The sequence below is a fragment of the Ramlibacter montanisoli genome (assembly GCF_013087525.1).
Classification (GTDB): Bacteria; Pseudomonadota; Gammaproteobacteria; order Burkholderiales; family Burkholderiaceae_C; genus Ramlibacter; species Ramlibacter montanisoli.
This window is the reverse complement of the sequence record NZ_JABFCS010000001.1, coordinates 1,292,827-1,318,846: the sequence shown is the minus strand read 5'-3', so window position 1 is coordinate 1,318,846 and position 26,020 is coordinate 1,292,827. Positions and strand designations below refer to the sequence as shown.

Below are 26,020 nucleotides of genomic sequence, written 5' to 3'. Positions count from 1 at the left end.
GCCTGCGCCTAGGCCTGCAGGCGGGCGAGCAGCCCGCGCGCGATCCCTTCCAGTTCCCGCCCGAGCGGCGCCACCGTCCCTGCTTCGTCCAGGCTGGTGCGCGCCTGCTGCCACAGCGCGGCGAGCTCCTCGCTGCGCGCTTCCACGGCCGCCACCACCTCGCTGCGCCAGGCGGCGGGCGCCATCGCGTCGCCGGCCGCCAGCGATCGGTGCGCGACCGCCAGGTATGCAAGCAGCAGGCTTTCGGTGAAGGTCTGCAGCAGCTCGTCGCTCACCTGCACCAGCGGCTGCCCGGTGGCGCTGCCCCGGTTCTTCCAGAGGGCGGCCGCATAGGCGGCGCCGCCGCCGATCATGGCGCCGAGCGCCGTTGCCGCGCCCAGGGTGAGCCCGCCGGTGATCATGTCGATGCCCGCGCCCATGGCGGCACCGGTGGCCGCGCCGGCCATGCCCGCATGCGGCGTGTCCACGGTGTGCTGTTCCTGGAAGCCGCTGTCCAGGCGGGACGCGGCGAGCGGCGCCACCGGCATGCCGGCGCGATACAGCTGCACGAGGCCGGCGAACACCGCGCCTTCTCCATCCCGCAGTCGCTTGAGCAAGGCGCCGCGCGCGCCTTCGCGGGCGCGCTGCGCCGCGTCGCGTTCCGCCGCGCTCACCAGGTGTCGCAGCCCCACCGGCGCGCTGCCGACCTCCTCGGCGTCGCGCGCCGCGCGCGCCAGCTCGCCGGCGACCATGCGCATCGCCTCCGAGAAGCGCACCGCGTTGCGGTCCCTCCAGGTGGCGGCCATGCGTTCGAAGCCGGCGCGCTTGCTGGTGGCCAGGCGGGCCGCCAGCGCATCCAGCAGCACCGGGTCGCACAGCCAGTGCGCGGTGCTGCGCGCCAGCGGCAGCACTTCGGCGGCCAGCCCGAGGCGCTGCACCGCGGCCCGGTACGCGGATTCGTCGCCGGGTGCGAGTACGAGGGCGGGCTGCGCCACCCAGTGCAGCAGGCGGGTCGCCTGCCGGACATCGCCCTCGCCCGCGGGGACCAGCAGCATGAGGTCGGTGTCGGCCAGCGCGGCCTGCACCGGGTCGCGTTCCTGCACGCGCGGCGCGGCCTTGAAGCGCCCCAGCAGGTCCTGAAGCCAGGCCTGCGCCGCCACGCCACCCCGGCATGCGCTGCCACCGCCGGGGCGGGCGGCTGGAAGCCGGTCGGCACCTCGAAGACCCGCAACACGTCGCCGCGTGCCGTGCTGAGCACGGTCCAGGGTCCGCCTTCGCGCGGCGGCCCCTGGTCGGCCACCTCGCGCAGCATGCGCAGAAGCGCCTCGCGGCCGGATTCATCGGCGGCGACGATGCCGAGCGTGACGCGCGCCGGACTCACGCGTGCCAGCACCTGCACGAAGTAGGGATCGCGCAGGTCGATGGCGATGCTGCGGCCGGTGTGCCGCCGCTGCAAGGCGGTCCACGCGGCGAGCAGGACGCGCGGCAGGATCACCAGCAGGAACAGCAGCGCGATGTACATCCAGACCCAGCGCCGCGCCTCCTCCAGGCCGATGCGCGCGCCCGAGCGGAAGGCCATGCGTTCCAGGTCGGCCACCGAGAAGGCGTCGAAAGGCAGCAGCGCCACCACGGGTGCGAACAGCGCGGAGAGGAAGGCATGCACCTGGCCCACCCCCAGCAAGGTGCTCTCCCAGCCCACGCGGTACTCGCGCACGATGCCACCCAGGACGATGGAGAAGGCCAGGCCGAGCGCCCATCCCGCCGCCGACAGATGCAGCAGCTGCTTCCACCACAGGCGCTGCTGCGCGCCCGCGGCCTGCCACCATTGCTGCTGGAAACGCGCGAGCACGTCGGCGCGCAGCCGGCCGGTGCGGCGGCTGACATCGTTCACGCCGGACAGCCAGCGCTGCAGGCCGGCCCAGGGTGCGCGCGCGGCCCACGCGCGCGGCAACAGCGCCGTGGCGACGATCAGGACGTAGATGGCGAGGTTCCAGGCGAGCACGCCCAGCAGCGGCGGCGACAGCATGTTCACCTGCTGCGGGTTGTCGACGCGGTCGATGGCCGCGCCCAGCACGCAGGCCGCCAGCGGCAGGCCCGCCATCAGCCAGGGGCGCCAGGCCTCGCCTTCCTGCAGCGCGGCCACGCGGGGATTGCGGTTCTCCACGGCGGCGAGCACGCGGCGCGCCCGCTGCTGCAGGTAGTCGCCGAAATCGACTCCGCCGCCGCCCTGCCGGCTGGCAGCGAAGGCCTCGCGTTCCAGCTGTTCGCGCTCGACTTCGCTGAGCAGCTTGCCCTGCGTGTCCACGTCCTCGATGGCGCGCACCAGCACCAGTTGCCGGGCGCTGGCTTCGTCGAGATGCAGGGTGCCGTTGTCCACTTTTCCAGCGAGTCTAGGTGGCGGCCGTGCTGCCGTCGCGCACCGACACAAGCCGTAACCCTTCTACATCATTCTTCTTGCGGCAGGGTCCGCGGCGACATGGCCGCTGCGTTGAATGCAGGTGGGGCAATGGCGGCCCCGAAGGCAGTACGAGATGGACACTGTGGGCGAAGCGCAGGCCGGCAAGCGACCCGGCAGCCAGGCGGGCAACCCCGGACGCGGCCAGAGCGGCGAAGGCTCGCGCAGCGTCATGGAGCAGCTCATCCAGCAGGAGAAGAAGCGCGATGCGCAGCTTCCAAAGCGCGATGCGCTGCCACCCCGCGAGGGCAGCGGCGCCGAAACGGCATCCGCCCCCTAGGCCCTCCTCGGGCTTCTTTTGTATCCGGCTTCAGCGCGCCTGCCGCAGGAAGCGGCGGACGTTGTCAGGATCGTGGCCCACGTACGTCACCGCATGCTCGAGCTGGGCTTCGTCGCAGCCCAGCCACTTGCACCAGTTGCGCCGTTCCCATTCCGGCTCCAGGTGGATCAGAGCTGTTCCGCGGCCATCTTGTTTGCGTCTTCGGACATGGTCAATTTCCTCCTTGCCGATGCCTTCAGAGTAGGCGGTACGTGTTGCTGCCGCGGCAGGACATGCCAGCGCCCTGCCGTGCGCGAACGGTCCCGGCAGGCGTAGGAGCGTGTGCCGGCCCGGCGCGGGCGGCTGCACGGCCACCCCGGGAACCGTCCTGCCCCGGCCATGGCGTCGCGACTACAAGGCGGCCGGTCCTCACGGGCGACGATGGGCCTCCACCAAGGAGCCCGACCATGCTGCTGCGCAAGCTCATCGCCTTCGCCATCACCTCCGGACTCGCCAAGAAGGCCTGGGACCACTACCGGAAGGACCAGCCCCGCCTGCCCGTCGACATCACCGAAGTCGTCGCCCGGCCGGTCGCGACCGCGGATCCGGCCGAGCGCCGCCGAACGCGCAAGCTCGGAGCCCGCCGCCGCAAGGAAGGCCCCGGCTCGTAACGTGCCCGTTACCCGGGGCGTTTAAACTGCCCCGATGTTCCAGAAATCCCTGTTGATCCTCGCGATCGCCGCCGCCTGCACCACCGCGCAGGCCCAACAAACCGCCGCGACTCCCGCCAAGAAGGAGCTGGTCGCCAAGATCCTGAAGATCCAGCAGCCCGCCATCGACACAATGGCGCGCGGCCTGGTCCAGGAGCCGCTGGCGCCGCTGATGGAGAACGCGGAAGCCGCGCTGCAGCGCGTGCCTGCCGACAAGCGCGAGGCCGTGGCCAAGGGCATCCAGGCCGATGCCAAGAAGTACATGGACGAGACCGTGCCCATCGTGCGCGAGCGCGCGACCAAGCTGGCGCCGACGACCATCGGCCCGATCCTCGAGGAGAAGTTCACCGAGGACGAACTCAAGCAGGTCGTCGCGCTGCTCGAATCCCCCGTGCTCGCCAAGTTCCAGGCCGCCGGCGTGGACATCCAGCGCGCGCTGATCGAGAAGGTCGTGGGCGAGACGCGCGGCCAGGTCGAAGGCAAGTTCCGCGCACTGGAAGACACCGTGGCCCGCCGCCTGGGCGTGCCCACGGGCGCGGCCGGCGGACCCGCCGCCGCGGCCCCGGCCGCGTCCGGCCGCGCGCCCGCGAAGAAGTAAAAAGGCGGCCCCGCAGGGCCGCCTCCGTCCCACCCTCGCTTGATCGTCTAGGAAGCCGCGTCCGGCGCCGGCTGCGCGTTGTTGGTGGCGGCGCCGTTGAGGCCCACCTTGCTGTTGAAGCTGAAGCAGGCGGCCTCGAAGGACCGGATCTCGTACAGAGCTTCCTTCAGGCTCATCTCGCCCTGGTCCATCAGCTTGCCGGCCAGGTGCTCGGTCAGCGGCTTCAGGCGGGCCAGCGTGGCCTTGGTCTCCACGTAGAGGCGCTCGCTCTGCATCTCCATGATGGAGCGCGTCTCCTCGTCCACCGTGCGGTTGCCGGAATCGTTCAGCGCGCCGAAGTTCAGGCGCGTCTTGCGGTACATCCCCATCTCCGCCACCGCGTGGTGCAGCAACTTTGGTCACGCGGGTGATGTCGTTGTGGGCGCCGTTGGTGGTGCCTTCCTCGCCGAAGAACAGTTCCTCGTTGGCCATGCCGCCCAGCAGAACGCGCACGTCGTGCTCGATGTCGGACTTGGTCTTGAGCAGGTTGTTGCCCTGCTTGTGGAACACGAAGCCCAGGGCGTTGTTGCGCGGGTTGGCCTTCAGCGAGATCTTGATGGTCTTCATCTCCGCCTGCAACTTCTCCCAGTCGCCGCCGGCCTGCTTGCGTTCCAGCTCGAAGTCCACCAGGAAGTGGCCCCACTCGTGGATCGCGATGATGCGGCGGTCGCGGTCGCGCTCCTTGGTGGTGTTGGAGTTGACGTTGCCCACCAGCACGCGTTCCGCGGCCTGCATCAGCGTCTCGGCGTCGATCAGCTCGCCGGCCTGCACCGCGGTGATGCCGGCCTGGTTGACGATGGTCTCCAGGTCCGCCGGGCTGCGGCCCTCGGTGATCTCCACGAAGTGGCGCAGGTCGAGGTCCGGCGCCACCTTGTCGGAGCGCTGGTCCAGGTAGTGCTGGATGATGGCGCGGCGCTCTTCCTTGTTCGGCAGGCGGAAGTCCACCTTCATCTGGAAGCGGCGCAGCATGGCCTCGTCCATCGCCATCGACTCGCTGTTGAAGTTGGAGGCGACGATCCAGATGATCTCGGCGTCGGCCTTGGTGCGCACGCCGTCCAGGATCGCCAGCAGCATGTTCTGCGTGTCGTCGTCGAACTTGCGGTGGCCGCCCCGCTTCATGAACAGGTCCTGCGCCTCGTCCAGGAACACGATGCAGCGCTTGCGGCGCTTGGCCAGCGAGCAGATGCGCGCCAGCGTGTTGGAGCCGCCGGCCACGTAGCCGGTTTCCAGGTTGGCGGCCGAGTGGAACAGGATCGGCAGGTTCAGTTCCTTGGCCAGGTAGCTGGCGAGCTTGGTCTTGCCGGTGCCCGCGGGGCCGCTGAACATCACGTTGAACGGCTTGTTGATGCCGTACTCCGCGTAGGCCGCGCGCCGCTCGTACTGGTCCTTGATCTGGCGCACCTCGTTCTTGATGTCGTCCATGCCGACCAGGTCCCCGATCGAACCGTGCACCTGGTTCGGCTCGATGAAGCGCAGCGACTTGAACTGGCCCTTCAGGTGGAAGGCCAGGAAACCGAGCAGGCCGATGGTCAGCGCGGCGGACAGCACGCCGCTCACGCCGGCTTTCCAGCCGTCCTTTTCCGACTGCGGGCGGGCGCCGGCGAAGCGCTCGTCCAGCTTTTCCAGCATGTCCAGGCTGGCCGCGCTGAGTTCACCGCGCGGGACGAAGACCAGCTTGCCGCCCCAGGGCGCGCTGACCGCCTTGTCCGCGAAGATCTTGGTCTCCATGTCGCTCGGGTAGTAGGCGTACTGCGTTCCGGACGACTCGATCAGGATGATGCGTTCGGAGACGTTCCACATCAGCGGCTTGTAGACCACCGTGATGCGCTCCACCGTGTTCTTGTCCAGGAAGCCGAGCACCGAACCGGTGCCGAAGGCGACCGGCAGCTTCTCGTTCAGCGCCCACATGGCCTCGCCGCCGGACTGGCCGGCCATGGCCTTGACCTGCTCGGCGACGGCCGCCTGGCGCTGCCAGATGACGAAGGAGTAGCTCGCCGTGAGCGGGATCAGCAGGGCGACGGCGATCACCATCAGCTTGACCGCGGTGGACTGGATCGTGTACCAGTCGGAAAGGCGCGCCGCGAGTTTCTTGAGGCTGAGCCAGAGGCTCGGTGCGTCGGCACCGTCGGAGGGCGCCTCCGCTTGGTCTTTGCTGGCGGACAGGTCGGACATGATGTTCCTGCGCTAAAGGTGACGCGCCGCGCGCGTCCACTCACAAATCTGGCCAGCGGGGGCCCCACGGAAAGGCCTCGCTGTCAGAGACATCCTACAGAAAGGGTTTTGCAGAGGCGAGATGAAAGGCAGGCCCCATGCTGGGCTGCCGTACCGGTCGTGACAAATTCACGAAAGGTGGTGTTGGCATTTCGCTGCACTCCACCGCGGCGGCCCGGGTCACGGAACCCGGCACGCGTCGTGCAATCAGAATCATTGAGCCGGGTTCTTTTTCAAGTTTCTTTCCCGGCTACTTATCCCCTCGGGGCAGCAGTGCCCCGGGGATTTTTTATGGTGCCGCGAAAACGCCGCCGTGTACCCCACGCTTGCCAATTTCGAGACTGCTCGCGCGTGGTTTTCCCGAATCGTGCTGCTTAGCTGGGAGTCCGGCGATGCGAGCATGGGGGAAATCGAGACTGCCCTTCGCAAGGCGGAAGTGCGCGAGCTGTGCTAACCAGCAATACCGCAGGGCCGACTGCTGACGCGCTTTGCGAGTCCTCAGTCCATCACCACCAGGTTGCGCGTCTGCGCATCGGTCGTGATCTCCTTGACGCGGTCGTCGGCGCCGAAGACCACCTGGAACTCGGCGAAGCTGCTGAGCCAGAAGCGCCAGATCTTCGCATCCAGCTGCGGGTTCTCGCTGCTCACCGGATAGCCCACGGCCATCAGCACCTGCTCGCGCGTCATGCCGGGCATCACGCGCGCGCTCTCGACCGCCTTGCGGACCTTGGGCGAGAAGCCCGCCAGCTTGCGCCTGGGATCCTCCGCCACGATGTAGCGCTGGGCGAAGGTGGTCAGGTCCAGGTTGCGGCTGTAGTCGTTGCCGATGGCCTGCTTGCCATCGGGCAGGTCGATGTACACGCGCTGGCGGCCATAGCCGGTGGCCTTCACCGGCGTGCCCACGGGGATCAACTTCTTGCCGTTCTCGGAATAGTTGATGTCCGAGATCCACTTGCCGTCGGTGCGCAGGTTGCAGCACAGGAAGCCTTCGGCGGGCTGCGGCAGCGCCTGTGCGAGGGTGGCCAGGGGGCGGCGGCCAGCAAGCCGGCCAGGGCGAAACGAGCGATCAAGGATCTTCCTCCGGTTTTTTTGGAGCCGCCATCGTCCCCGCTGCCGCCGGGGGCGGTCAACCACTTTGCCGCGCTTCGTCGCGCGCGAGCATCGCGGCCGCCTGCCAGAAGGCCTCCGCGTGCCGTCCCAGCGGCGCGGCGTCGCGGTACAGGCGGATCTCCACCGGGATGCGCCAGTGCGCGGGCCCGCCCACCTGCAGGCGCTGCGCCTGCAGGTCCTCGCGCACCAGCGACTGCGGCAGCCAGGCCAGGCCGCGGCCGTCGAGCGCCATGCTTTTCAGCACCGAGGCGAGGTGCGCGGTGAACACCGGCTGCCAGCCGGCGGCCGCAAGCTCGGTTCCCAGCACCTGCCGCACGATGCGGCCCAGGCCCGATTCGTCGCTGAACCCGAGCAAGGCGCGCTCCGGCGCGCCCTGCGCATGCACCGGCAGCAGCAGGTCGCTGCCGATCGCCACCGAGGGCACGCCGGCGGCATCGAGCTCGCCGCGCGCGCCCGGCAGGCCATGCGCGATGACGAACTGCACCTGCCGCTGCGCCAGCAGGGCCTCGCAGCGTTGCAGCACGTCGGACACCAGGCGGATCGGCCCCAGGCCGATGTGCGGCTCCAGCGACTGCAGCCAGCGCGGCACGAAGCTGAAGGACAAGGCATGGGTGGCCGCCAGGTGCAGCGTCGATGCATTCGCCTCCGCGACAGAGCGCGCTTCCGGCGGCAGCCGGCCGACGCGCGCGAGCAGGTCCTCCGCCTGCGGGCGGAACCATTCGCCGGCGGCGGTCAGGCGCGCGGGCTGCGTGCTGCGGTCGAACAGCTCCACCCCGAGCCATTCCTCGAGGGCGCGCACGCGGCGGCTGAACGCCGGCTGCGTCATGTGCCGGTCCTCCGCGGCACGCGAGAAGTTGCCGGTGGCGGCCAGCGCGAGGAAATCCTCCAGCCAGGACAGGTTCATGGGCGGTGCCGTGGCGGCATCAAAGGCAAGAAAAAGGGCATTGGCGCGCGCTGCGGCCTTTGGCGATGATCACGCCCTGCTTTCAGGAGTGCACATGAAGATCGTCGAGATCCGCGAGAAGACCGTTCCCATCAGTTCCCCCATCCGCAATGCGTACATCGACTTTAGCAAGATGACGCTGAGCCTCGTGGCCGTGATCACCGACGTGGTCCGCGACGGCAGGCCGGTGGTCGGCTACGGCTTCAACTCCAACGGCCGCTACGGCCAGGGCCAGCTGATGCGCGAACGCTTCCTGCCCCGCATCCTGGAGGCCAGGCCCGACACCCTGCTGGACGAGCGCGGCGTGCTCGACCCGCACAAGGTGTGGGACACCATGTTCAGGAACGAGAAGCCGGGCGGCCACGGCGAGCGCTCGGTGGCCATGGGCACCATCGACATGGCGGTGTGGGACGCCGTCGCCAAGATCGAGAACAAGCCGCTGTTCCAGCTGCTGGCCGACCGCTACGGCGACGGCACCGTCAAGCGCAAGGTGTTCGTCTATGCCGCCGGCGGCTACTACTACCCCCGGGCAAGGACGACGAGCAGCTGAAGAAGGAGATGCGCAGCTACCTCGATCGCGGCTACTCGGTGGTGAAGATGAAGATCGGCGGCGCCTCGCTGGCCGAGGACCAGCGCCGCATCGAGTCCGTGCTCTCCATCCTGCAGGACGGCCAGCGCCTGTGCGTGGACGCCAACGGCCGCTTCGACATGGACACCGCCATCGCCTACGCCAAGGCGCTGCAACAGTACGACCTGTTCTGGTACGAGGAGGCGGGCGACCCGCTGGACTACGAGCTGCAGGCGGTCCTGCGCAGCTACTACACCAACCCGATGGCCACCGGCGAGAACCTGTTCTCCATGCAGGACGCGCGCAACCTCGTTCGCTACGGCGGCATGCGCCCCGACCGCGACTGGCTGCAGTTCGACTGCGCGCTCTCGTACGGCCTGGTCGAATACCTGCGCACGCTGGACATGCTCAGGCAGCACGGCTGGTCGGCCAGCCGCTGCGTGCCGCACGGCGGCCACCAGATGTCGCTGAACATCGCGGCCGGCCTGGGCCTGGGCGGCAACGAGTCCTATCCCGACCTGTTCCAGCCCTATGGCGGCTTCCCCGACGGCGTGAAGGTGCAGGACAGCTTCGTGACCATGCCGGACCTGCCCGGCATCGGCTTCGAGGGCAAGGGAGACCTGATCAAGGAGATGCGCGCACTGTCCGACTGACCGCCGGGCCGGATCGCCGGCCTTTCGGACCGGCGGCGCGCGCGCGAACGAGTTGCGGCGCCGACCACTCGTCCCGGCGCCGCGACCGGCCGTGCCGCCCGGATGCGTGCATCGTGTCAGGTGGCGTCAACACGCGTGAGCACCTGTGACAGGCGCGCCTGCCGTCCGTTGCGCCGCCCCTTGTCGGGCTGCACTGCTCTTCCTACATTGCCCTGGCGAAGGAGGAGAGAGCAATGAAGTCCCTGCTGAAGTCCATCCCCCGTCACGCGCGCTGGATCGGCGTCGCGGCCCTGCTGGCGGTCGCGCCGCGGGAGCCGGTGACCAGGCGCCCGTCCCTGCAACGATCGCGTCCATGGCGCGCGGCATCGCCGCCGAACTGATGATGCACTGCCCGCTGGCGGATGCCGATGACGCGGCCGCCTTCGAGAGCTGCCGCCAGGGCCTCGCCGGCGAGGGCGTGCTGCACTCGCACCTGCCGAACCGGGTCCTCTGGGGCCACCACGGCAGCACGTCGGCCGCGCTGCGCCAGGGCGGCATGACGCAACTGGCGCCGGAAGTGTGGACGCAGCTGTATGCGCCGCTCTTCATGTTCAACGGCAACCACCAGGTCGAATGGGTCGGCGCCGAGAACCAGTTCGTGATCCGGCTGGAGGCCGGGTTCCGCAACCGGCTCGCGCCCGGGCAGTTCCCGCATCCCTTCTGGCACGACCCCGCGCAATGGGCCGCCTACCAGCACACCAACGGCGTGCTGCTCTGGGTGCAGCCCCAGACCGGTCGCATCCACGTCGCGCAGTTCACCGAGCAGGCCCCACGCCGCTGCTGCAGCCGGTGGAGGCCGTGGCGCGCCGCTTCGACGGCCAGTGGCTGTGGACCGATGCCGGCGGCCGCACGCAACCCGCGGTGGCGCAGTTCGACGCGCTCTATCGCGCGGAGAACCCCTACCTGCGCTCGCTCGACCGGCAGTACCGCGACCTGTCGCTGCACATGCGCGAGGCGCAATGCAGCGGCTGCCACGTGCCCAGCAACCCCTCGGGCGCGCAGCGGCTGGTGATCCTGTCCTCGCCGGCGCACACGGCGGGCGAGATCGACCGCCTGATCCAGGCGGTGCGCAGCGGCAGCGTCCCCGGCAACGCCGGTGCCTCCCACGCCCTGTCCGCCGAGGACCGCCAGTGGCTGCTGCAAAGCGCCGAGGCCTACCGCGACACCGTGCGCGCCGCGCGCGGCTGGGAGCGCGAGGCGGCGCGCCGCGAGCGGGCGATGGCCTGGCAGCCGGCGGGCGGCGAGCTCTCCCTGAAGGCGACGCCGAGAGCTCGTGCGCCGCTAGCGCGAAATGCTCCCGGGTTGCGTTTCCGCAGCCCGGTACTCCCACGGCTGAGGCATGTAGGACCGCGCCGCGACATGGCGCGCGACGCATCATGGCCGAGCAGTGGATCGAGCAAACTCCCGGCGCAGGAAAGCAGCCAGGGAGCAGCACATGGAAAGGATCTGGGGGCCGGTGAACGGCTTCTACCTCGCGGCCTATGCGGCCCCCGTGGGCGAGGGCGAACGCTACTGCAGCTATGCCAAGGTCTGCTGGGCCCGTCCCGACAGCTACTGGGACGCGGACTGCGCCTTCAAGATCTTCGGCGGCGAGCACCATCGCTCGCTCGAAGGCGCGCTCAGCGCCGTGGCGCTGGACGCGCGCAACGAGATTTCCTACCTGCCCCGCCAAGCGCGCAGCCTCGCCGAGCAGCGCCGGCGGGACCAGATCCCCATCCCGCGCCTGTTCGTCACTTCCTTCTTCCGCCACCGTGCCGCCTGAGTCCGCTGCTCTTTTTGTAGCAGCGAACCCACATCTTCCCCAATGAGAGACGCTTTTGCTGGACGCGCGACCGACGAAGCTATGAAAATCGTAGCGATGGCCGAGTCCATGCCCACCTACTACGACGTGCTGCAGGTCGAGCGCGATGCGACGCCCGAGCGCGTGCGTGCCGCCTACCGCAAGCTGGCGCAGAAGTACCACCCGGACAAGATGCCCGGCAACGTGAACGCGGTGCGCGCGATGACGGCCATCAACGCGGCCTACGAGGTGCTGTCCGATGCGCACCGGCGCGCCGAGCACGACCTGTGGATCCGCCGCGCCGAGCGCCTGAGCCGTCCCCTGCCGCCGGCGCCCGCCCTGCCCAAGGACGTGTGGGGCTACCTGCATCCCGCCACCAGCTGGCCGTGGTACCTGCTGTTCGGCACCACGGTCGTCGCCATCGGCACCGTCGCCACGGCCCTCTACCTCACCGTGATGCCGGCGCGCACGGCTGCTGCCCCCGGCCCCAGCCCTGCCAGGCCACCGCCGCCGTGGCCGGCCCGCGGTCCTGCCAGCCGCGCACCTGATCCGCGGCGCGCGCTTGCCGCTAGCCAGACTTCGCTGACGAGCAGACCCGCGCGGGTCCTATGTCCGCGCGCCCGGCGCGGCCGCACCTTGTCCCTATCGATCGACAAGGAGAACGCACATGAACCGAAAAAACCTGATCGCTGCCGCGCTTGCCGCAGGTTCGCTGATGGGCATCGCTTCCATCGCACAGGCCGTCCCGGCCGTGGTCGCGGGCGCCCATCCCGGCGCCGTGGTCCAGCCCTATCCGTACGGCCATCCGCAGCACGTGTTCGTGCAGCCCGCGCCGCCGGCCCCGATCTTCGAAGCGGCCCCGGCCCCGCGTGCCGGCTACATCTGGACCCCGGGCCACTACGTATGGAACGGCAACCAGTACGTCTGGCAAAGCGGGAACTGGCTGGAGATGCGGGAAGGCTACGCCTGGCAGCCGGCGCACTGGCAACAGCGCGCCGACGGCTCCTGGGCCCTCGTGGGCGGCACCTGGGTCGCCACCGACCGCTTCGGCTCCAATGACCGCCGCATGAACCGCGGCCCGAACGGCGACATGGACCACGACGGCATCCGCAACGCGGACGACGACGACCGCGACGGCGACGGGGTGGCCAACTGGCGGGACGAGTTCCCGAACAACCGCAACCGCAGCTGACGCGGTTTCCACCCGAGGGCCCTTGCGAGGGCCCTTCATTTTTCAGGCCTCAGCGGCCGCCTGCCCGGTCCGGCTGGAGCATGCTGAGGCGGTTGCGCTCGGTGTCGTAGAAGGCCACGTACTGCCCGACGCCGGGGATCTGCATCGGCGTGCCCAGCACTTCGCCGCCCGCGGCGTTCACGGCCTTCATGGCCGCAGCGATGTCCTGCACACCGATCACCACGGACGGATGCTGCCCCGGCATGTCGGGAGAGCGCGGGAAGAAGCCGCCGTTGATGCCGCCGCGCGGCGCGTCGGGCCGCGTGTCCTCCGCCACGGTGGTGGCGAGCACGTAGTTGCCCATTTCCGGCCCGAGCATCTCCAGCTTCCACTGGAAGGCCTGCCGGTAGAAGCGGGCGATGCGCTCGCGGTCGTCGTAAGGCATCTCGAAGTGCACGACTGGGTTCATGGCGGACTCCTTCAGAGCGACTTGCCGTCGAAGTGCTTCACGGGGACGCCGGCGAGGTCGAAGTCCTCCAGCGTCCGCAGGTTGATGGCCGCCATCTGGGCGCCCCCGGGACCGGGGCCTTCCCCGTAGGGATGGATGCCGCAGGTGGGGCAGAAGCGGTGCCGGATCACGTGCTTGTTGAACAGGTAGGTGGACGCGGCATCCTCCGGTGTCAGCAGCCGCAGCTTCTCGCGCGCCACGAACCACAGGAGCGAGCCCTTGCGCGAACAGATCGAGCAGTTGCAGGCCAGGCCGCTGTCGACTTCTCCTTCCACCTCGAAGCGGATCCTTCCGCAGTGGCAGCTGCCGCGATAGAGCATGAGCCCTCCTGTTGATGACTGGCCGGACCTCCTAGTCTAGGGCGCCGGCCTGCCAGGCTGCGTGCTGGCCGCCACCTGTTTATTCCTCATCCCAAGGGCGCGTTGCCGGACGGCGCACCGGGTGCTAGCGTGCCCGGCCACTGATGGCTTCCACCAACCAGGAGTTCCCATGAACCTGCGTCCCGCCCTGTCCAGCCTGCTTGCCACCGCTGCCCTTCTGGGCGCCGCGCTTCCCGCGCAGGCGCAGGCGCCCGCGGCCCCGGCCGTCCCGCAGTACGGCGCCAACGTCAACTACGAGCAGGCGCGCCGCGCGCTGGCCGCCGCGATCGCCGATGCGCGCCGGCTGAACATCCCCATGGCCGTCGCCGTGGTGGACACCGCCGGCTTGCTGGTGGCCTTCGAACGCATGGACAACACGCAGACCGGCAGCGTGGCCGTCGCCCAGGACAAGGCCATGTCGGCGGCCATGTTCCGCCGCCCGACCAAGGTGTTCCAGGACGCCGTCGCCGGCGGCGGCGCGGGCCTGCGCATCCTGACGCTGCGCGGGGCCAGCGCGGTCGAAGGCGGCCTGCCGCTGGTGGTGGATGGCCGCATCATCGGCGGCATCGGCGTGTCCGGCGGCAGCGCCGAACAGGACGGCGAGGTGGCGCGCGCCGCCGTGGGCGCGCTCGGCCGCTGAGCCCGGCTTACGGAGCGCCCTGCCCCGCGGCCTGCTTCGCGTGCAGCTTGGCGGCGATGTATTCGCCGTGGGTCACGTGCAGCAGGCCGGCCACCTTGGAGATCAGGTGGTTCTCGTGTTCGTCGATGTCGCCGTCGGCATAGGCCACCTGCCACATGAACTCGACGATGCGCACCTTCTGCTCCTGGCCGAAGCGCGCGTTGAGCGTCGAGGTGAAGGCGAAGAAATCGTTGGCCGAGCGGGCCTTCTCGTCGGCCAGCTCCATCAGGCGGTCCAGCTCGTCCGGCTGCAGCGTGAACTTGCGCCGCAGGCCGGCCAGCACGGCCTCGCGCTCGGCCGGCGGCACGTCCGGCTCGGCGCGCATCACCTCCACCAGCAGCACGGCGCAGGCCAGCTGCAGCTCGTGCTCCTGCTGGGCCGGCGTCGCCGGGGAAGGTGAGGAAAAGGAATCGAACAGGTCTTTCAGGGCGCGGAGCATGAAGGCTATTTTGCGCCCAGCCCCATGGCCCGGGTGATCACTTCCTTCATGATCTCGTTGGTGCCGCCGTAGATGCGCTGCACCCGAGCGTCGGCATAGGCGCGCGTGATCGGGTACTCCCACATGTAGCCGTAGCCGCCGTGCAGCTGGACGCATTCGTCCATCACCTTGCACTGCAGGTCGGAGGTCCAGTACTTGGCCATGCTGGCGGTCGCGGTGTCCAGCTTGTCCTGCAGCACCAGCTCCAGGCACTTGTCGACGAACACGCGGGCCACCTGCACTTCGGTCTGCAGCTCGGCGAGCTTGTAGCGCGTGTTCTGGAAGGCCGCCACGGGCTGGCCGAAGACGCGCCTGTCCTTGACGTACTGCACCGTCCAGTCGATCGCCGCCTGCGCCGCCGCGACCGCGGTGATGGCGATCTGGATGCGCTCCCAGGGCAGCTGCTCCATCAGGCACACGAAGCCGCGGTTGACCATCGCGTCGCCGCCCAGCAGGTTCTCCGCCGGCACGCGCACGTTGTCGAAGAACAGCTCGGAGGTGTCCTGCGCCTTCAGGCCCAGCTTCTTCAGGCGCTTGCCCTTCTCGAAGCCCGTCATGCCCTGCTCCACCAGCAGCAGGCTGGTGCCCTTGGCGCCGGCCGCCGGATCGGTCTTGGCCACCACGATCACCAGGTCCGCATGCCAGCCGTTGGTGATGAAGGTCTTGCTGCCATTGAGCAGGTAGCTGCCGTCGGCCTGGCGCAGCGCCGTGCTCTTGATGCCCTGCAGGTCGCTGCCCGCGGCCGGCTCGCTCATCGCGATCGCGCCGACCATCTCTCCACTGGCGAGCTTCGGCAGGTAGCGCCGCTTCTGGTCCTCGGTCCCGTAATGCAGGATGTACGGTGCCACGATCTCGCTGTGCAGGCCGAATCCGATGCCGCTGAAGCCGCCGCGCGCGAGCTCCTCCATCTGGATCACCGAGTAGAGCTTGTCCACGCCCGCGCCGCCGTATTCCTCCGGCATCGTGGGGCACAGGTAGCCGTTGGCGCCGGCCTTGCGCCAGACCTCGCGGTCCACGTAGCCGGCCTCCTCCCACGCTTCGTGGAAGGGCGCGATTTCCTTGTCGGCGAAGCGGCGGAAGGCATCGCGGAAGGCGTCGTGGTCGGGACTGAACAGGGTGCGTTCGATCATGCTTGGAGGGCCTTCCGCAGGACGCGGGCGTAGTTGCCGATGCACAGATTGTGCAGCGTGTCCGCCGACAGGCCGCGCCGCGCGAGCTGCTCCACGACCTCGCGCACCTGCTCGTAGCGCGACATCACCGGGTCGCGTCCCGCGCCGTCCATGTCGGTGCCGAAGGCCACGGCCTGCGGACCCACCAGGTCCGCCATGCGCATGATCTCGTCGGCATAGGAGCCCACGCTGTACAGGGGATAGGAGGAGTCGTTGCGCACGCGCACGGTCCACAGGCCGATCACGCCGCCGCGCGCCGCGATCTTCCTCGCCTGCTCGGGCGACAGCGAGCGCGCGATGTAGCCCCAGTCGTTCCAGCGGCCGCCGCGGCGGCTGATCCAGGAGTGCGACCAGACCACGGGCGCATCGGTGGAGTCCAGCGCGGCATCCACGAAGGCGGGCGTGGAATGCGCGAGGTCCACCAGGATGCCCAGGCGCCGGCATTCCGAAATGACCTCGCGCGCCAGCGCCGGCATGCCGTTGTGCCGCGGCGCCGTCGTCTGCAGGTCCCCGAGCGGCGACTCGATGTAGTGCACGATCTGCAGGTGCCGCAGGCCCATGGCGTGCACCTGCGCCAGCCGCCGCGGGTCGCCTTCCAGGAAGTTCGCCGATTCGCTGGCCATCACCACGTGCGGCGTGCCGGCCAGCGCGGCATCGACGTCGGCCGGCACCAGCACCTTGGGCAGCTGCCAGCCGCGCAGCGCCTCCTCGTAGCGCGCGACGCTGCGCTCGAACCAGTCCCAGATCTCCCCGGGCGCGGGCTGGCCGACCTGCACGACGCCCTGCGGCGTGGCCCGGATCCAGGGCATGTCGTCCACGATCGTCCAGGCGAGCAGCGTGGTGCCGGAGTCCTCCAGCTGGCGGCGCAGGTCGATGGTGGGCGCGCCGCGCGCCAGCATGCCGGCGTGCGAGTGCATGTCGCCGATGTAGGGACGCGGCAGCGCGGGCTGGCGCGCAGCGCGAGGGAGGGACACGAGAGCGCCGCCGCGGCCCAGAGAGCGAAGCGGCGGCGGGCTATCCCGGCGTTCACTTCTTCGCGGACACGGGCGCGGCCGGCAAGGGCTGGCCGCCGGGACCGGCCCTGAACGTGAGCGGGCTCACAGCAGGCTGCTGGCCGACGCCCGGGCTTGCTCCAGTCGCAGACACCGGTGGCGAACACCGCCTGCAGCCGGGTCCACTGGTCGGCGCTGAAGGTGCCGGGCGGGTAGTCCGCGGCAGCCAGCGGCTTGCGCTGGCACTTGAGGACGTCCTCGGCGCGCGGGCCGCCGGCGACCTGACGGGGCGACAGCGAGGGCTTCAGGAACGGGTCGGCGTCGCACAAGGCCGCATCGAAGGTCTTGTTGGTGCCGTCGCCGGTCAGGAAGCAGAAGTCCTGCGTGCCGGCCGGGCGCGTGGCGCGCACCTTCTGCGCGATCGTGCCCTCCGAGGTGTCCGCCGCCAGCGCCAGCAGCCACTGGTCCATGGCCAGGAAGGCCTCCGTGAACAGGGCCGCGGACGGCAGCAGGCCCGTGTTCGCGAAGCGCCACAGCGCCTGGTTGCCGGCATCGCCCTCGTCGCGCACGATGCGGTCGCGCACCGCGAAGCTGAACCACTGGTGGTGGATCGGGATGGAGCTGGGCGCGACGCCCGGCGGCAGCGTGATGTTGGAGTCGTCCCAGCCGCGCAGGTCGATGATCGCCGTCTTGGCCAGCTGCTTGCCGGAAGCGACGATGCCGGAGCGGTAGGCGATGTCCAGCGCCGGCGCATCGGCGGTGCTGCGGGCCGCGCGCGGGGTGGAGTCGCGGTCGCTGCCGCCGATCAGCTCGTTGACCGCCACGAACTCCTCGGCCGTGATCCTGCCGTCCCGCAGCGCCTTCAGGCCGTACTGCACGCCCTCGTTGTCGCGCGTGTCGTTGGCGGCCACGCCATTGGGCGACTTGCCCCAGATGGACTCGCCCCAGGACCACGCGTTGCAGCGCGGCAGGTTGGCCGTGGCGCCCGGGTTGGCCGGGTCGTAGACCGCACTGTTGGGCAGCTCGCAGTTGTTGGTGGGGCCGCCGGAAACGAAGGTCTGGCCGGTCGGGCCCACCAGGCGCGGCAGGTACACGCCGGCCTTGCCGTTGTTGCCGAAGGCGTTGAACCAGGCGTGGCAGGCCGAGGGATCCACGTGGCCGTTGATGGCCGCCTTCTTGGCGTCCACCACCGATTGGGCGAGGCCGCTCCACAGCGGCGTGGCGCGCATCTTCTGGTAGGCATCCACCAGCAGCGTGCAGTCGCCCACCTCCATGGAGGTCGTCTCCGAATCCGGATAGGTGCAGGACGTGATGATGCCGTCCAGCAGGCCCGGGTTGATCGACGCGTTCATGTTCGAGTTGATCGAACCGCCCGAACAGCCGGTGCCCAGCGTGTACGTGATGGCTCCGTAGGTGTCGGCGATGTGCTCCTTCATCATCATCACCGTCTCGGACATCAGCACGCGGTTGGAGTTGCGCGCGGAGTCCGTCATGCTGTTCTGCACGACCAGGTAGCCGCGGCGCAGCTGCACTTCCTGGATCGACCAGTTGGTGGCGGGCCGCGCCTGGCGGCGCGGCTGGCCGGTGCTGGCGCCGAAGGTGTAGTACACCTTGCGGTTCCACGCCGCTTGCGGCGCCAGGGCCGTCCAGGGCGCCGCAGCGTCGGAAACCAGCACCGCGATGTCGTAGATGCCGCGGTTCATGGTGCCGCGCTCCAGCCGCACGACCAGCGGAACCGTGACGCCGGCGTCGGTGGTCGTGGTGGCGATGTCGGCCACCGGGACCGAGGCGGTGTACGGCTGCCAGCAGAAGGATCGACCGGCGGGCGGCGCGCCTTCCGGCAGGGCAGTGCTGCACGTGCCGGCGGTGCTTCCCGCGGGCACGTGGGTGCGGTAGTAGAACCTGGTCTCGGTCAGGATGTTGCAGTTCGCGTCGGGCTGGCCCGACAGGCCGCTCGCGAGCGTCGTGGGCGTGGTCACTCCGTCGCCGGGGACCGGCGCCGGAGTCGCGCAATAGAAGGGCTTGATGTGCGCGCCCGAGAGCACCGGGCCTTCACGCGGCGCGTTGGTCACCACCAGCTGCGCACCCGGGCCACCGCGCACGGTGGCCTCGATCAGGTTCTGGCCATTCGCCAGGCCCGTGACCAGGCCCACGACGGTGCCCTTGCCCGTCGGCGAGAAGGCGCCCGTGACGTCGGCGCCGTTGCGGGTGATCTTCAGCACGCCCGCGTTCACCGTGCCCGGGGGCGCGGTCACCTCGACCAGCGCGTCCCCGCCACTGACCAGGTCGGCCCGGTTGTTGACCGTGCGGATGGCGAAGGGCGTGTTGTCGTTGCGGATGCCGACGGCCTGGGCGGAGGAGGCGTCGGGGCCGCCGGCACCTCCGCCGCCGCCGCACGCGGCCAGCAGCAGGGTTGCGAGCGCGCAGGGGACCAGCCGCAGCGCGCTGGCGCGCGGCCCTGTGATCGGTGCAAGCACGGTTGTCTCCTTGGGGGACCCGCTCGGGGCGGCGGGCTGCCGCCAATCTAGGAGCCTTTGCAGTCGGCGCGCATGCGAGAAACCCCCAAGCGGTCACCTCCGCGACACGCGCAGCGAACACGTGCGCGCAACTCTTACAGGCTGCGACCATTGGGGCGGCCTGCCTATACTGCGACGGATCCAGGAGACATGCGATGACCGAAGCTTTCGTTTACGACGCCATCCGCACCCCGCGCGGCAAGGGCAAGAAGGACGGCAGCCTGCACGAGGTGAAGCCGGTGAACCTGCTGGCCGGCGTGCTGGCCGAACTGCAGCGGCGCAACGATTTCGACACCGCGCAGGTCGACGACGTCGTGATGGGCGTGGTCTCGCCGATCGGCGAGCAGGGTTCGGTGATCGCCAAGGTAGCGGCGCTCAAGGCGGGCTGGGACTGGCGGTGCAGCGGCGTGCAGCTCAACCGCTTCTGCGCTTCCGGCCTGGAAGCCGTCAACATGGCGGCGCAGAAGGTGCGCTCCGGCTGGGAGGACCTGGTGGTCGCCGGCGGCGTCGAGAGCATGAGCCGCGTGCCCATCGGTTCCGACGGCGGCGCCTGGGCGCAGGACCCGGAGACCAACTCCGCCACCGCCTTCGTTCCGCAGGGCATAGGCGCCGACCTGATCGCCACCCTGGAAGGCTTCTCGCGCGACGATGTCGATGCCTTCGCGCTCGAATCGCAGAAGCGTGCCGCCAAGGCGCGCGAAGGCGGCTTCTTCGCCGGCAGCGTCGTGCCGGTGAAGGACTTCCTGGACCAGACCATCCTGGCGCAGGACGAGTTCATCAAGCCGCACACCACCATGGAGGGCCTGGCTTCGCTCAAGCCCGCCTTCGAGCAACTCGGCGCGATGGGCTTCGACCAGGTGGCGATCAGCCGCTATCCGCAGGTCGAGCGCATCCAGCACGTGCACCATGCCGGCAACTCGTCCGGCATCGTCGACGGCGCGGCCGCCGTGCTGATCGGCAGCGAGTCCGCCGGCAAGGCACACGGCTTCAAGCCGCGTGCGCGCATCGTTGCCGCCGCCCTGTCGGGCGACGATCCCACCATCATGCTCACCGGGCCGATGCCGGCCGCGCGCAAGGCATTGGCCAAGGCCGGCCTGACCATAGCCCAGATCGACCTGTTCGAGGTCAACGAGGCCTTCGCCGCGGTGCCCATGCGGTTCATGCGCGAGATGGGCGTGCCGCACGACAAGGTCAACGTCAACGGCGGCGCGATCGCCATGGGCCATCCGCTGGGCGCCACCGGCGCCATGATCCTCAACACGCTGATCGACGAACTGCACCGGCGCAAGCTGCGCTACGGGCTGGCCACCTTGTGCGTGGGCGGCGGCATGGGCATCGCCACCATCGTGGAAAGGATCTGAGATGAAGACGATCCGCTACGAGCTGGCCGAGGGCATCGCAACGCTCACCTTCGACGAGCCGGGCTCGCCGGTCAACACCATGTGCGAGCAGTGGCAGCACGACCTGACCGAGGCCGTGCAGCAGGTGGTCAAGGACAAGGAGGCGCTGCGCGGCATCGTGCTCGCGTCCGCCAAGGGCACCTTCTTCGCCGGCGCCGACCTCAAGGGCACGATGCGGCTGAAGCCGCAAGACGCGCCGCAGGTGTTCCGAGAGATCGAGCAGGTCAAGAGGAACTTCCGCACGCTGGAGACGCTGGGCAAGCCGGTGGTGGCCTGCCTCAATGGCGCGGCGCTCGGTGGCGGCTGGGAAGTGGCGCTGGCGGCGCACCACCGCGTCGCCGTCGACAACCCGAAGATCCAGTTCGGCCTGCCCGAGATCACGCTGGGCCTGATCCCCGGCGCCACCGGCATCACCAAGATGACGCGCCTGCTGGGACTGCTGGGCGCGCAGCCCTACGTCCTGGAGAGCAAGCTGTTCTCGCCACGCGAGGGCATGGAGCTCGGGCTGGTGCACGAGCTGGTGCCGGACGCCGCGCAGCTGCGCGCGGCGGCGCTGGCCTGGATCTCGGCCAACCCGCAGCCGCAGCAGCCCTGGGACGCCAAGGACTACCGCATGCCGGGCGGCACGCCCGCCAACCCGAAGATCGCCGGCATGCTGGCGGTCGCGCCGGCCGCCCTCAAGCAGAAGACGCGCGGCCTCTACCCCGCGCCCGAGTACGCGCTGGCCGTCATGGTCGAAGGCGCGCTGGTGGACTACGACACCGCGCTGCGGATCGAGACGCGCTACCTCGCCAAGCTGATCGTGTCGCCGGTGGCGAAGAACATGATCAACACCTTCTTCTTCAACCTGAACGCGATCAAGGCCGGCCAGTCGCGTCCGAAGTGGGAAGGCAAGTACCAGCCGAAGAAGGTCGGCATCCTGGGCGCCGGCATGATGGGCGGCGGCATCGCCTACGCGCAGGCGAGCCGCGGCATCGCGACCGTGCTCAAGGACGTCTCGCAGGACAAGGCCGAGGCCGGCAAGGCCTACGGCGAGAAGATCACGCAGCCGCGCGTGGCCCAGGGCAGGATGAGCCCGCAGGACCAGCAGGCGCTGCTGGCGCGCATCACGCCCACCGAGTCCGCGAAGGACCTGCAGGGCTGCGAGCTGATCATCGAGGCGGTGTTCGAGAACCGCGAGCTCAAGGCCAGGGTGACCAAGGAGGCCGAGGGCATGCTGGCGCCGGGCGGCTTCTTCGCCAGCAACACCTCCACGCTGCCGATCACCGGCCTGGCCAAGGCCAGCGCGCGGCCGGAGAAATTCGTCGGCATCCACTTCTTCAGCCCGGTGGACAAGATGAAGCTGGTGGAGATCATCCGCGGCAAGGCCACCGACGACGAGACCGTGGCGCGCGCCTACGACTACGTGCAGGCCATCGGCAAGATCCCGATCGTGGTGAACGACGCGCGCGGCTTCTTCACCAGCCGCGTCTTCGGCACCTTCGTGATGGAAGGCGCCGCCATGCTCGGCGAGGGCATTCCCGCGCCGGTGGTGGAACAGGCCGGCCTGCAGGCCGGGATGCCGGTGGGGCCGCTGGCGGTGCTGGACGAGACCGCGCTGTCGCTGTCGGTGCACGTGCTGGACCAGACCCGCGCCGACTACCGCGCCGAAGGCCAGACCTACATCGCCACGCCCGGCGAGCTGCTGGTCGAGCGCATGGTCAAGGAGCACGACCGCAACGGGCGCGCGGCCGGCGGCGGCTTCTACGAGTACCCCGAGGAAAAGGGCGCGAAGAAGGTTCTCTGGCCCGAACTGGGCAAGCTGTTCGGCAAGCCGGGTGTCACCTGGGACATGCAGGACCTGAAGGACCGCCTGCTCTATCGCCAGTCGGTCGAGACCGCGCGCTGCCTGGCCGAAGGCGTGCTGACCAGCGTGCACGACGCCAACGTCGGTTCCATCTTCGGCATCGGCTTCCCGGGCTGGACCGGCGGTGCCATGCAGTTCATCTACGGCACCGGCATCGATGCGTTCCTGCAGCGCGCGAAAGTTCTGGCAGACAAGTACGGCCCCGGCTTCGTGGTCTCGCCGCAGGTGCAGGACGCGATCCGGCGCTTCGAACCGAGGTACTGACATGGAACGGGACGATCCGCTGTCCCGCCTGCTCGCCGCCCAGCGTGCCGCCTTCGCACGCGAGCCCTACCCCACGCTGGCCGTGCGGCTGGACCGCCTGCAGCCCTGCGCGCGCTGCTGGAAAAGGACGGCGAGCGCATGGCCGCCGCGATCTCGGCGGACTTCGGCAACCGCTCGCTGCACGAGACGGCGATCGCCGAAACCTTCTTCGTGCTCGCCGGCATCGCGCACACGCGCAAGCACCTCAAGCGCTGGATGAAGGCGCGGCGCGTGCCGACCTCCTTCCACTCGCTGCCCGGCACCAGCCGCATCCTGCCGCAGCCGGTGGGCGTGGTGGGCGTGGTCAGCCCGTGGAACTATCCGCTGCAGCTGGCACTGGGGCCGGTGGTCGCGGCGCTGGCCGCCGGCAACCGCGTGCTGGTGAAGCCCAGCGAGATCACGCCCGGCTTCTCGGCGTTGCTGGCGGAACTGGTGGCGCGGCACTTCGACGCCTCGGAATGCGCCGTGGTGCTGGGCGACGCCGAGGTGGGCAAGGCCTTCGTGCGCCAGCCCTTCGACCACCTGTTCTTCACCGGCTCCACCGCCGTCGGCCGCCAGGTGGCGCTGGCGGCGGCCGCCAACCTGGTGCCGGTCACGCTGGAGCTCGGGGGCAAGTCGCCGGCCATCGTCGATCCGAGCGCGGACGTGGCGCAGGCCGCGGCGCGCATCGCCGCCGGCAAGCTGTTCAATGCGGGCCAGACCTGCATCGCACCCGACTACGTGCTGCTGCCGCGCGGCAGCACCGAAGCCTTCGTCGCGGCCTACCGCCAGGCGGTGCAGCGGATGTACCCGCGGTTGGCCGGCAATCCGGACTACACCAGCATCGTCAACGCGGGCCACTACGGGCGGCTGCAGCAACTCGAACAGGACGCCGAGGTGCGGGGTGCGCGCGTGCTGCGGCTCGCGCCGGAAGGTGAACACGACCGGCCGGAGGGCCGCAAGCTCGCGCCTTCCCTGCTGCTGGACGTCCAACCCGACATGGCGGTGATGCGCGAGGAGATCTTCGGCCCGCTGCTGCCGCTGGTGCCCTACGACGCTCCGCAGGACGCGATCGACTTCGTCAACGCCCGGCCGCGCCCGCTGGCCCTCTACTGGTTCGGCAAGGACCGCGAGCGGCAGCAGGACGTGCTGACGCGCACCCTCTCCGGTGGCGTCACCGTCAACGACGTGCTGCTGCACATCGCGCAGGACAACCTGCCCTTCGGCGGCGTGGGCGACAGCGGCATCGGCGCCTACCACGGCGAGTACGGCTTCCGCCTGTTCTCCAAGGAGAAGCCGGTGTTCGAGCAGTCGCGCTGGTCGGGCAACGACATGCTGCGCCCGCCCTACGGCCCGCGCGCGGAACGCATCATCCGCATGCTGCGGCGGCTGGTCTAGCCGGGCCGGCCATCGTCAGATCGTTGACTCCGGCAACCAATCCGGGGACACTGGCGCATGCCCGCCCCGGTCGCCAAAGCCCAGGTGAAGGCCGTCCGCGCCTTCAACCGCTTCTACACGCAGCGCATCGGCGTGCTCAAGCGCTACCTGGACACCGATTTCACGCTCACCGAAGTCCGCGTCCTGTACGAGCTGGCGCACCGGCCGCCACTGACCGCCCGCGACCTGGTGCGCGACCTCGAACTGGACCCGGGCTACCTCAGCCGCATCCTGCGGCGCTTCGAGGACCAGGGCTGGGTGGCGCGCGAGACCGCGCCGCACGACGCGCGCCAGCACCTGCTGCGCCTGACGGAAGCGGGCTACGCCACCTTCGCCCCCTGCAGCAGAAGTCGCGCGACGAGACGGCGGCCTTGCTGGCCACGGTCGCCCCGGCGGCGCGGCCGCGCCTGATCGCCGCGCTGGACACGGTGCACCGGCTGCTGGATCCCCCTGCCGCCGGCGAGCGCAAGGTGGTCCTGCGCGAGCCGCGGCCCGGCGACATGGGCTGGGTCGTCCAGGTGCACGGTGAGCTCTATGCGCGCGAATACGGCTTCGACTGGACCTTCGAGCAGCTGGTCGCCGAGATCGCGGCGAAATTCATCCGCGACTTCGATCCGCAGCGCGAGAAGGCCTGGATCGCCGAGGTCGACGGCGAGCGCGCGGGCTGCGTGTTCCTCGTGCGCAAGAGCGCCACCGTCGCCCAGCTGCGCCTGCTGATCGTGCGCCCCGAGGGCCGCGGCCTGGGCCTGGGCGGACGCCTGACCGACGAGTGCATCGCCTTCGCGCGCGCGGCCGGCTACCGCAGGATCATGCTCTGGACCCAGAGCAACCTCACCGCGGCGCGCGCCATCTACGCCGCGCGCGGCTTCGAACTGAAGGAAAGCGAGCCGAACGAGGCCTTCGGCCAGCAGCTGGTGAGCGAGGTCTGGGAGCGCAGGCTCTGAACCGCGCCCTGGCCGCCGCGGCCGCCGCCGGCGTGCAGGTGGGTGCGGCCATCGTGGCCTCGCGCTTCGTGGTGGCGGAGGTGCCGCCGCTGACGCTGGCGATGCTGCGCTATGCGATCGGCTTCCTCTGCCTGCTGCCCTTCGCCCTGCCCCTGCTCGCCGCGGTGCGCGCGCAGCTGCGGCCGCGCGACCTCGCCGCGATGGCAGCACTCGGGATCGGCCAGTTCGGCATCCTGATCGCCCTGCTGAACTGGGGACTGCAGACCGTACCCGCCGCGCCCGCGGCCATGATCTTCAGCCTGTTCCCGCTGCTCACGCTGCTGCTGGGCGCGGCGCTGGGGCGCGAGCACGTGACGCCGCGGCTGGCGGCCGGCGTGCTGGTGTCGATCGCCGGCGTCATGCTGTCGCTGCTGCCCAAGCTGCAGGCCGCCCACGCCGGCGGCTGGTGGGGCGAACTGGCCGTGCTGGCCTCGGCGGCGGTCGGTGCGCTGTGCAGCGTGCTGTACCGGCCCTACCTGCAGCGGTATCCGACGGTGCCGGTCTCCGCCTTCGCGATGCTGGCCTCGGTCGCCTTCCTCGCACTCATCGCATTGCACGAGGACTGGCCTTTCCGGATCAGCAGCCTGCGCCCCGCGGCCTGGGCGCTGGTTGCCTTCATCGGCGTGTCCAGCGGCGTCGGCTACTTCTGGTGGCTGTATGCGCTCAAGCACGAGTCGCCCACGCGGGTCACCGTGTTCCTCGCGCTGAACCCGGTGACCGCAGCGGTGCTGGGCGCGGCGCTGCTGCGCGAGCCGCTGCCGCCGCTGGTGTTGGCGGGCGTGGCCCTCATTGCCCTTGGCCTGTGGCTGGCCACCCGGGGAGCGCCGGCCAGACGACAGCCTGCGCCCGGATAATC

General features: G+C 70.0%; 22 protein-coding genes and 4 pseudogenes. 14 read left to right on the top strand and 12 right to left on the bottom strand.

Annotation, left to right across the window (positions count from 1 at the left end):
- Positions 1-8: 8 nt before the first annotated feature.
- On the bottom strand, positions 9-785 hold the full coding sequence (locus HK415_RS06760; protein ID WP_253261793.1) for a DUF3482 domain-containing protein: 777 nt from the start codon (positions 783-785) through the stop codon (positions 9-11).
- A gap of 494 nt (positions 786-1,279) precedes the next feature.
- Positions 1,280-2,005 (bottom strand): annotated as a pseudogene (locus tag HK415_RS24655) (DUF2868 domain-containing protein); the annotation flags it as partial.
- A 505-nt stretch (positions 2,006-2,510) separates the two neighbouring features.
- Between HK415_RS24655 and HK415_RS06750 the strand changes: the two are divergent.
- Positions 2,511-2,714: a hypothetical protein gene (locus tag HK415_RS06750; protein WP_171557564.1), complete on the top strand. Its 204-nt coding sequence runs from the start codon at positions 2,511-2,513 to the stop codon at positions 2,712-2,714.
- A 30-nt stretch (positions 2,715-2,744) separates the two neighbouring features.
- Here HK415_RS06750 and HK415_RS25865 read toward each other — a convergent pair whose 3' ends face one another.
- From HK415_RS25865 to HK415_RS06720, 4 genes are all read right to left on the bottom strand, one after another.
- Positions 2,745-3,068 (bottom strand): DUF3606 domain-containing protein, encoded by a 324-nt coding sequence (locus HK415_RS25865; RefSeq protein WP_171557562.1) that lies wholly within the window; start codon positions 3,066-3,068, stop codon positions 2,745-2,747.
- Positions 3,069-3,260: 192 nt separating this feature from the next.
- A complete protein-coding gene (locus HK415_RS06730; RefSeq protein ID WP_253261792.1) occupies positions 3,261-6,212 on the bottom strand; it encodes an AAA family ATPase in 2,952 nt (983 codons plus the stop codon).
- A gap of 537 nt (positions 6,213-6,749) precedes the next feature.
- Entirely contained in the window at positions 6,750-7,385 is a 636-nt protein-coding gene (locus HK415_RS06725) for a hypothetical protein (RefSeq protein ID WP_171557554.1), read from the bottom strand.
- Positions 7,378-8,265: a LysR family transcriptional regulator gene (locus HK415_RS06720; RefSeq protein ID WP_171557552.1), complete on the bottom strand. Its 888-nt coding sequence runs from the start codon at positions 8,263-8,265 to the stop codon at positions 7,378-7,380. The genes HK415_RS06725 and HK415_RS06720 overlap by 8 nt, the downstream gene beginning before the upstream one ends.
- Positions 8,266-8,359: 94 nt before the next feature.
- Here HK415_RS06720 and HK415_RS06715 point away from each other — a divergent pair.
- From HK415_RS06715 to HK415_RS06690, 6 genes and pseudogenes are all read left to right on the top strand, one after another.
- Positions 8,360-9,525 (top strand): annotated as a pseudogene (locus HK415_RS06715) (mandelate racemase/muconate lactonizing enzyme family protein).
- A gap of 233 nt (positions 9,526-9,758) precedes the next feature.
- On the top strand, positions 9,759-9,905 hold the full coding sequence (locus tag HK415_RS06710; protein WP_171557549.1) for a hypothetical protein: 147 nt from the start codon (positions 9,759-9,761) through the stop codon (positions 9,903-9,905).
- Positions 9,878-10,576: a hypothetical protein gene (locus HK415_RS06705; RefSeq protein WP_171557547.1), complete on the top strand. Its 699-nt coding sequence runs from the start codon at positions 9,878-9,880 to the stop codon at positions 10,574-10,576. Before HK415_RS06710 ends, HK415_RS06705 begins: the two co-directional genes overlap by 28 nt.
- 423 nt (positions 10,577-10,999) lie before the next feature.
- Positions 11,000-11,326 carry a hypothetical protein gene (locus tag HK415_RS06700; protein WP_171557545.1) on the top strand — a complete coding sequence of 109 codons (327 nt, stop codon included), beginning with the start codon at positions 11,000-11,002 and terminating at the stop codon, positions 11,324-11,326.
- A gap of 42 nt (positions 11,327-11,368) precedes the next feature.
- Positions 11,369-11,617 (top strand): annotated as a pseudogene (locus tag HK415_RS06695) (J domain-containing protein); the annotation flags it as partial.
- Between the two features lie 394 nt (positions 11,618-12,011).
- The gene (locus tag HK415_RS06690; protein ID WP_171557542.1) at positions 12,012-12,536 is read left to right on the top strand and encodes a YXWGXW repeat-containing protein; all 525 of its coding nucleotides are present in this window, start codon (positions 12,012-12,014) and stop codon (positions 12,534-12,536) included.
- 49 nt (positions 12,537-12,585) lie between these two features.
- Here HK415_RS06690 and HK415_RS06685 read toward each other — a convergent pair whose 3' ends face one another.
- Both HK415_RS06685 and HK415_RS06680 read right to left on the bottom strand, forming a co-directional pair.
- Positions 12,586-12,984 carry a VOC family protein gene (locus tag HK415_RS06685; protein WP_171557540.1) on the bottom strand — a complete coding sequence of 133 codons (399 nt, stop codon included), beginning with the start codon at positions 12,982-12,984 and terminating at the stop codon, positions 12,586-12,588.
- 11 nt (positions 12,985-12,995) lie between these two features.
- Entirely contained in the window at positions 12,996-13,343 is a 348-nt protein-coding gene (locus tag HK415_RS06680) for a GFA family protein (RefSeq protein WP_171557538.1), read from the bottom strand.
- A gap of 169 nt (positions 13,344-13,512) precedes the next feature.
- On the opposite strand from HK415_RS06680, the gene HK415_RS06675 reads away from it, so the two are divergent.
- The gene (locus HK415_RS06675; protein WP_171557536.1) at positions 13,513-14,022 is read left to right on the top strand and encodes a GlcG/HbpS family heme-binding protein; all 510 of its coding nucleotides are present in this window, start codon (positions 13,513-13,515) and stop codon (positions 14,020-14,022) included.
- A 7-nt stretch (positions 14,023-14,029) separates the two neighbouring features.
- On the opposite strand, the gene HK415_RS06670 is transcribed toward HK415_RS06675, so the two are convergent.
- The 4 genes from HK415_RS06670 to HK415_RS24645 are packed head-to-tail and all read right to left on the bottom strand — an operon-like array spanning position 14,030 to position 19,177.
- Entirely contained in the window at positions 14,030-14,500 is a 471-nt protein-coding gene (locus HK415_RS06670) for a tellurite resistance TerB family protein (RefSeq protein WP_171557534.1), read from the bottom strand.
- 5 nt (positions 14,501-14,505) lie between these two features.
- Positions 14,506-15,669: an acyl-CoA dehydrogenase family protein gene (locus HK415_RS06665; RefSeq protein ID WP_171557532.1), complete on the bottom strand. Its 1,164-nt coding sequence runs from the start codon at positions 15,667-15,669 to the stop codon at positions 14,506-14,508.
- Entirely contained in the window at positions 15,666-16,331 is a 666-nt protein-coding gene (locus HK415_RS06660; RefSeq protein WP_507236459.1) for a dipeptidase, read from the bottom strand. Before HK415_RS06660 ends, HK415_RS06665 begins: the two co-directional genes overlap by 4 nt.
- On the bottom strand, positions 16,331-19,177 hold the full coding sequence (locus HK415_RS24645) for a DUF6351 family protein (protein ID WP_309246607.1): 2,847 nt from the start codon (positions 19,175-19,177) through the stop codon (positions 16,331-16,333). Before HK415_RS24645 ends, HK415_RS06660 begins: the two co-directional genes overlap by 1 nt.
- A 194-nt stretch (positions 19,178-19,371) precedes the next feature.
- Between HK415_RS24645 and HK415_RS06655 the strand changes: the two genes are divergently transcribed.
- The 6 genes and pseudogenes from HK415_RS06655 (at position 19,372) to HK415_RS06635 (ending at position 26,018) form a co-directional block, all read left to right on the top strand.
- A complete protein-coding gene (locus tag HK415_RS06655; RefSeq protein ID WP_171557527.1) occupies positions 19,372-20,577 on the top strand; it encodes an acetyl-CoA C-acetyltransferase in 1,206 nt (401 codons plus the stop codon).
- Position 20,578: 1 nt separating this feature from the next.
- Positions 20,579-22,726 carry a 3-hydroxyacyl-CoA dehydrogenase NAD-binding domain-containing protein gene (locus HK415_RS06650; protein ID WP_171557525.1) on the top strand — a complete coding sequence of 716 codons (2,148 nt, stop codon included), beginning with the start codon at positions 20,579-20,581 and terminating at the stop codon, positions 22,724-22,726.
- Position 22,727: 1 nt separating this feature from the next.
- A pseudogene (locus HK415_RS06645) lies at positions 22,728-24,142 on the top strand (coniferyl aldehyde dehydrogenase).
- A 57-nt stretch (positions 24,143-24,199) separates the two neighbouring features.
- Positions 24,200-24,592 (top strand): MarR family winged helix-turn-helix transcriptional regulator, encoded by a 393-nt coding sequence (locus HK415_RS26900; RefSeq protein ID WP_373684537.1) that lies wholly within the window; start codon positions 24,200-24,202, stop codon positions 24,590-24,592.
- Positions 24,553-25,125: a GNAT family N-acetyltransferase gene (locus tag HK415_RS26895; protein WP_373684536.1), complete on the top strand. Its 573-nt coding sequence runs from the start codon at positions 24,553-24,555 to the stop codon at positions 25,123-25,125. Before HK415_RS26900 ends, HK415_RS26895 begins: the two co-directional genes overlap by 40 nt.
- A complete protein-coding gene (locus HK415_RS06635; RefSeq protein WP_309246810.1) occupies positions 25,107-26,018 on the top strand; it encodes a DMT family transporter in 912 nt (303 codons plus the stop codon). Before HK415_RS26895 ends, HK415_RS06635 begins: the two co-directional genes overlap by 19 nt.
- Positions 26,019-26,020: the final 2 nt, after the last annotated feature.

Bases quoted from the DNA above. Each gene is read 5' to 3' on its own strand.
- HK415_RS06760 (WP_253261793.1), bottom strand. From the start codon at position 785: ATGGCCGCCACCTGGAGGGACCGCAACGCGGTGCGCTTCTCGGAGGCG.
- HK415_RS06750 (WP_171557564.1), top strand. From the start codon at position 2,511: ATGGACACTGTGGGCGAAGCGCAGGCCGGCAAGCGACCCGGCAGCCAG.
- HK415_RS06730 (WP_253261792.1), bottom strand. From the start codon at position 6,212: ATGTCCGACCTGTCCGCCAGCAAAGACCAAGCGGAGGCGCCCTCCGAC.
- HK415_RS06720 (WP_171557552.1), bottom strand. From the start codon at position 8,265: ATGAACCTGTCCTGGCTGGAGGATTTCCTCGCGCTGGCCGCCACCGGC.
- HK415_RS06710 (WP_171557549.1), top strand. From the start codon at position 9,759: ATGAAGTCCCTGCTGAAGTCCATCCCCCGTCACGCGCGCTGGATCGGC.
- HK415_RS06705 (WP_171557547.1), top strand. From the start codon at position 9,878: ATGGCGCGCGGCATCGCCGCCGAACTGATGATGCACTGCCCGCTGGCG.
- HK415_RS06700 (WP_171557545.1), top strand. From the start codon at position 11,000: ATGGAAAGGATCTGGGGGCCGGTGAACGGCTTCTACCTCGCGGCCTAT.
- HK415_RS06690 (WP_171557542.1), top strand. From the start codon at position 12,012: ATGAACCGAAAAAACCTGATCGCTGCCGCGCTTGCCGCAGGTTCGCTG.
- HK415_RS06685 (WP_171557540.1), bottom strand. From the start codon at position 12,984: ATGAACCCAGTCGTGCACTTCGAGATGCCTTACGACGACCGCGAGCGC.
- HK415_RS06680 (WP_171557538.1), bottom strand. From the start codon at position 13,343: ATGCTCTATCGCGGCAGCTGCCACTGCGGAAGGATCCGCTTCGAGGTG.
- HK415_RS06675 (WP_171557536.1), top strand. From the start codon at position 13,513: ATGAACCTGCGTCCCGCCCTGTCCAGCCTGCTTGCCACCGCTGCCCTT.
- HK415_RS06670 (WP_171557534.1), bottom strand. From the start codon at position 14,500: ATGCTCCGCGCCCTGAAAGACCTGTTCGATTCCTTTTCCTCACCTTCC.
- HK415_RS06665 (WP_171557532.1), bottom strand. From the start codon at position 15,669: ATGATCGAACGCACCCTGTTCAGTCCCGACCACGACGCCTTCCGCGAT.
- HK415_RS06660 (WP_507236459.1), bottom strand. From the start codon at position 16,331: ATGGCCAGCGAATCGGCGAACTTCCTGGAAGGCGACCCGCGGCGGCTG.
- HK415_RS06655 (WP_171557527.1), top strand. From the start codon at position 19,372: ATGACCGAAGCTTTCGTTTACGACGCCATCCGCACCCCGCGCGGCAAG.
- HK415_RS06650 (WP_171557525.1), top strand. From the start codon at position 20,579: ATGAAGACGATCCGCTACGAGCTGGCCGAGGGCATCGCAACGCTCACC.
- HK415_RS26900 (WP_373684537.1), top strand. From the start codon at position 24,200: ATGCCCGCCCCGGTCGCCAAAGCCCAGGTGAAGGCCGTCCGCGCCTTC.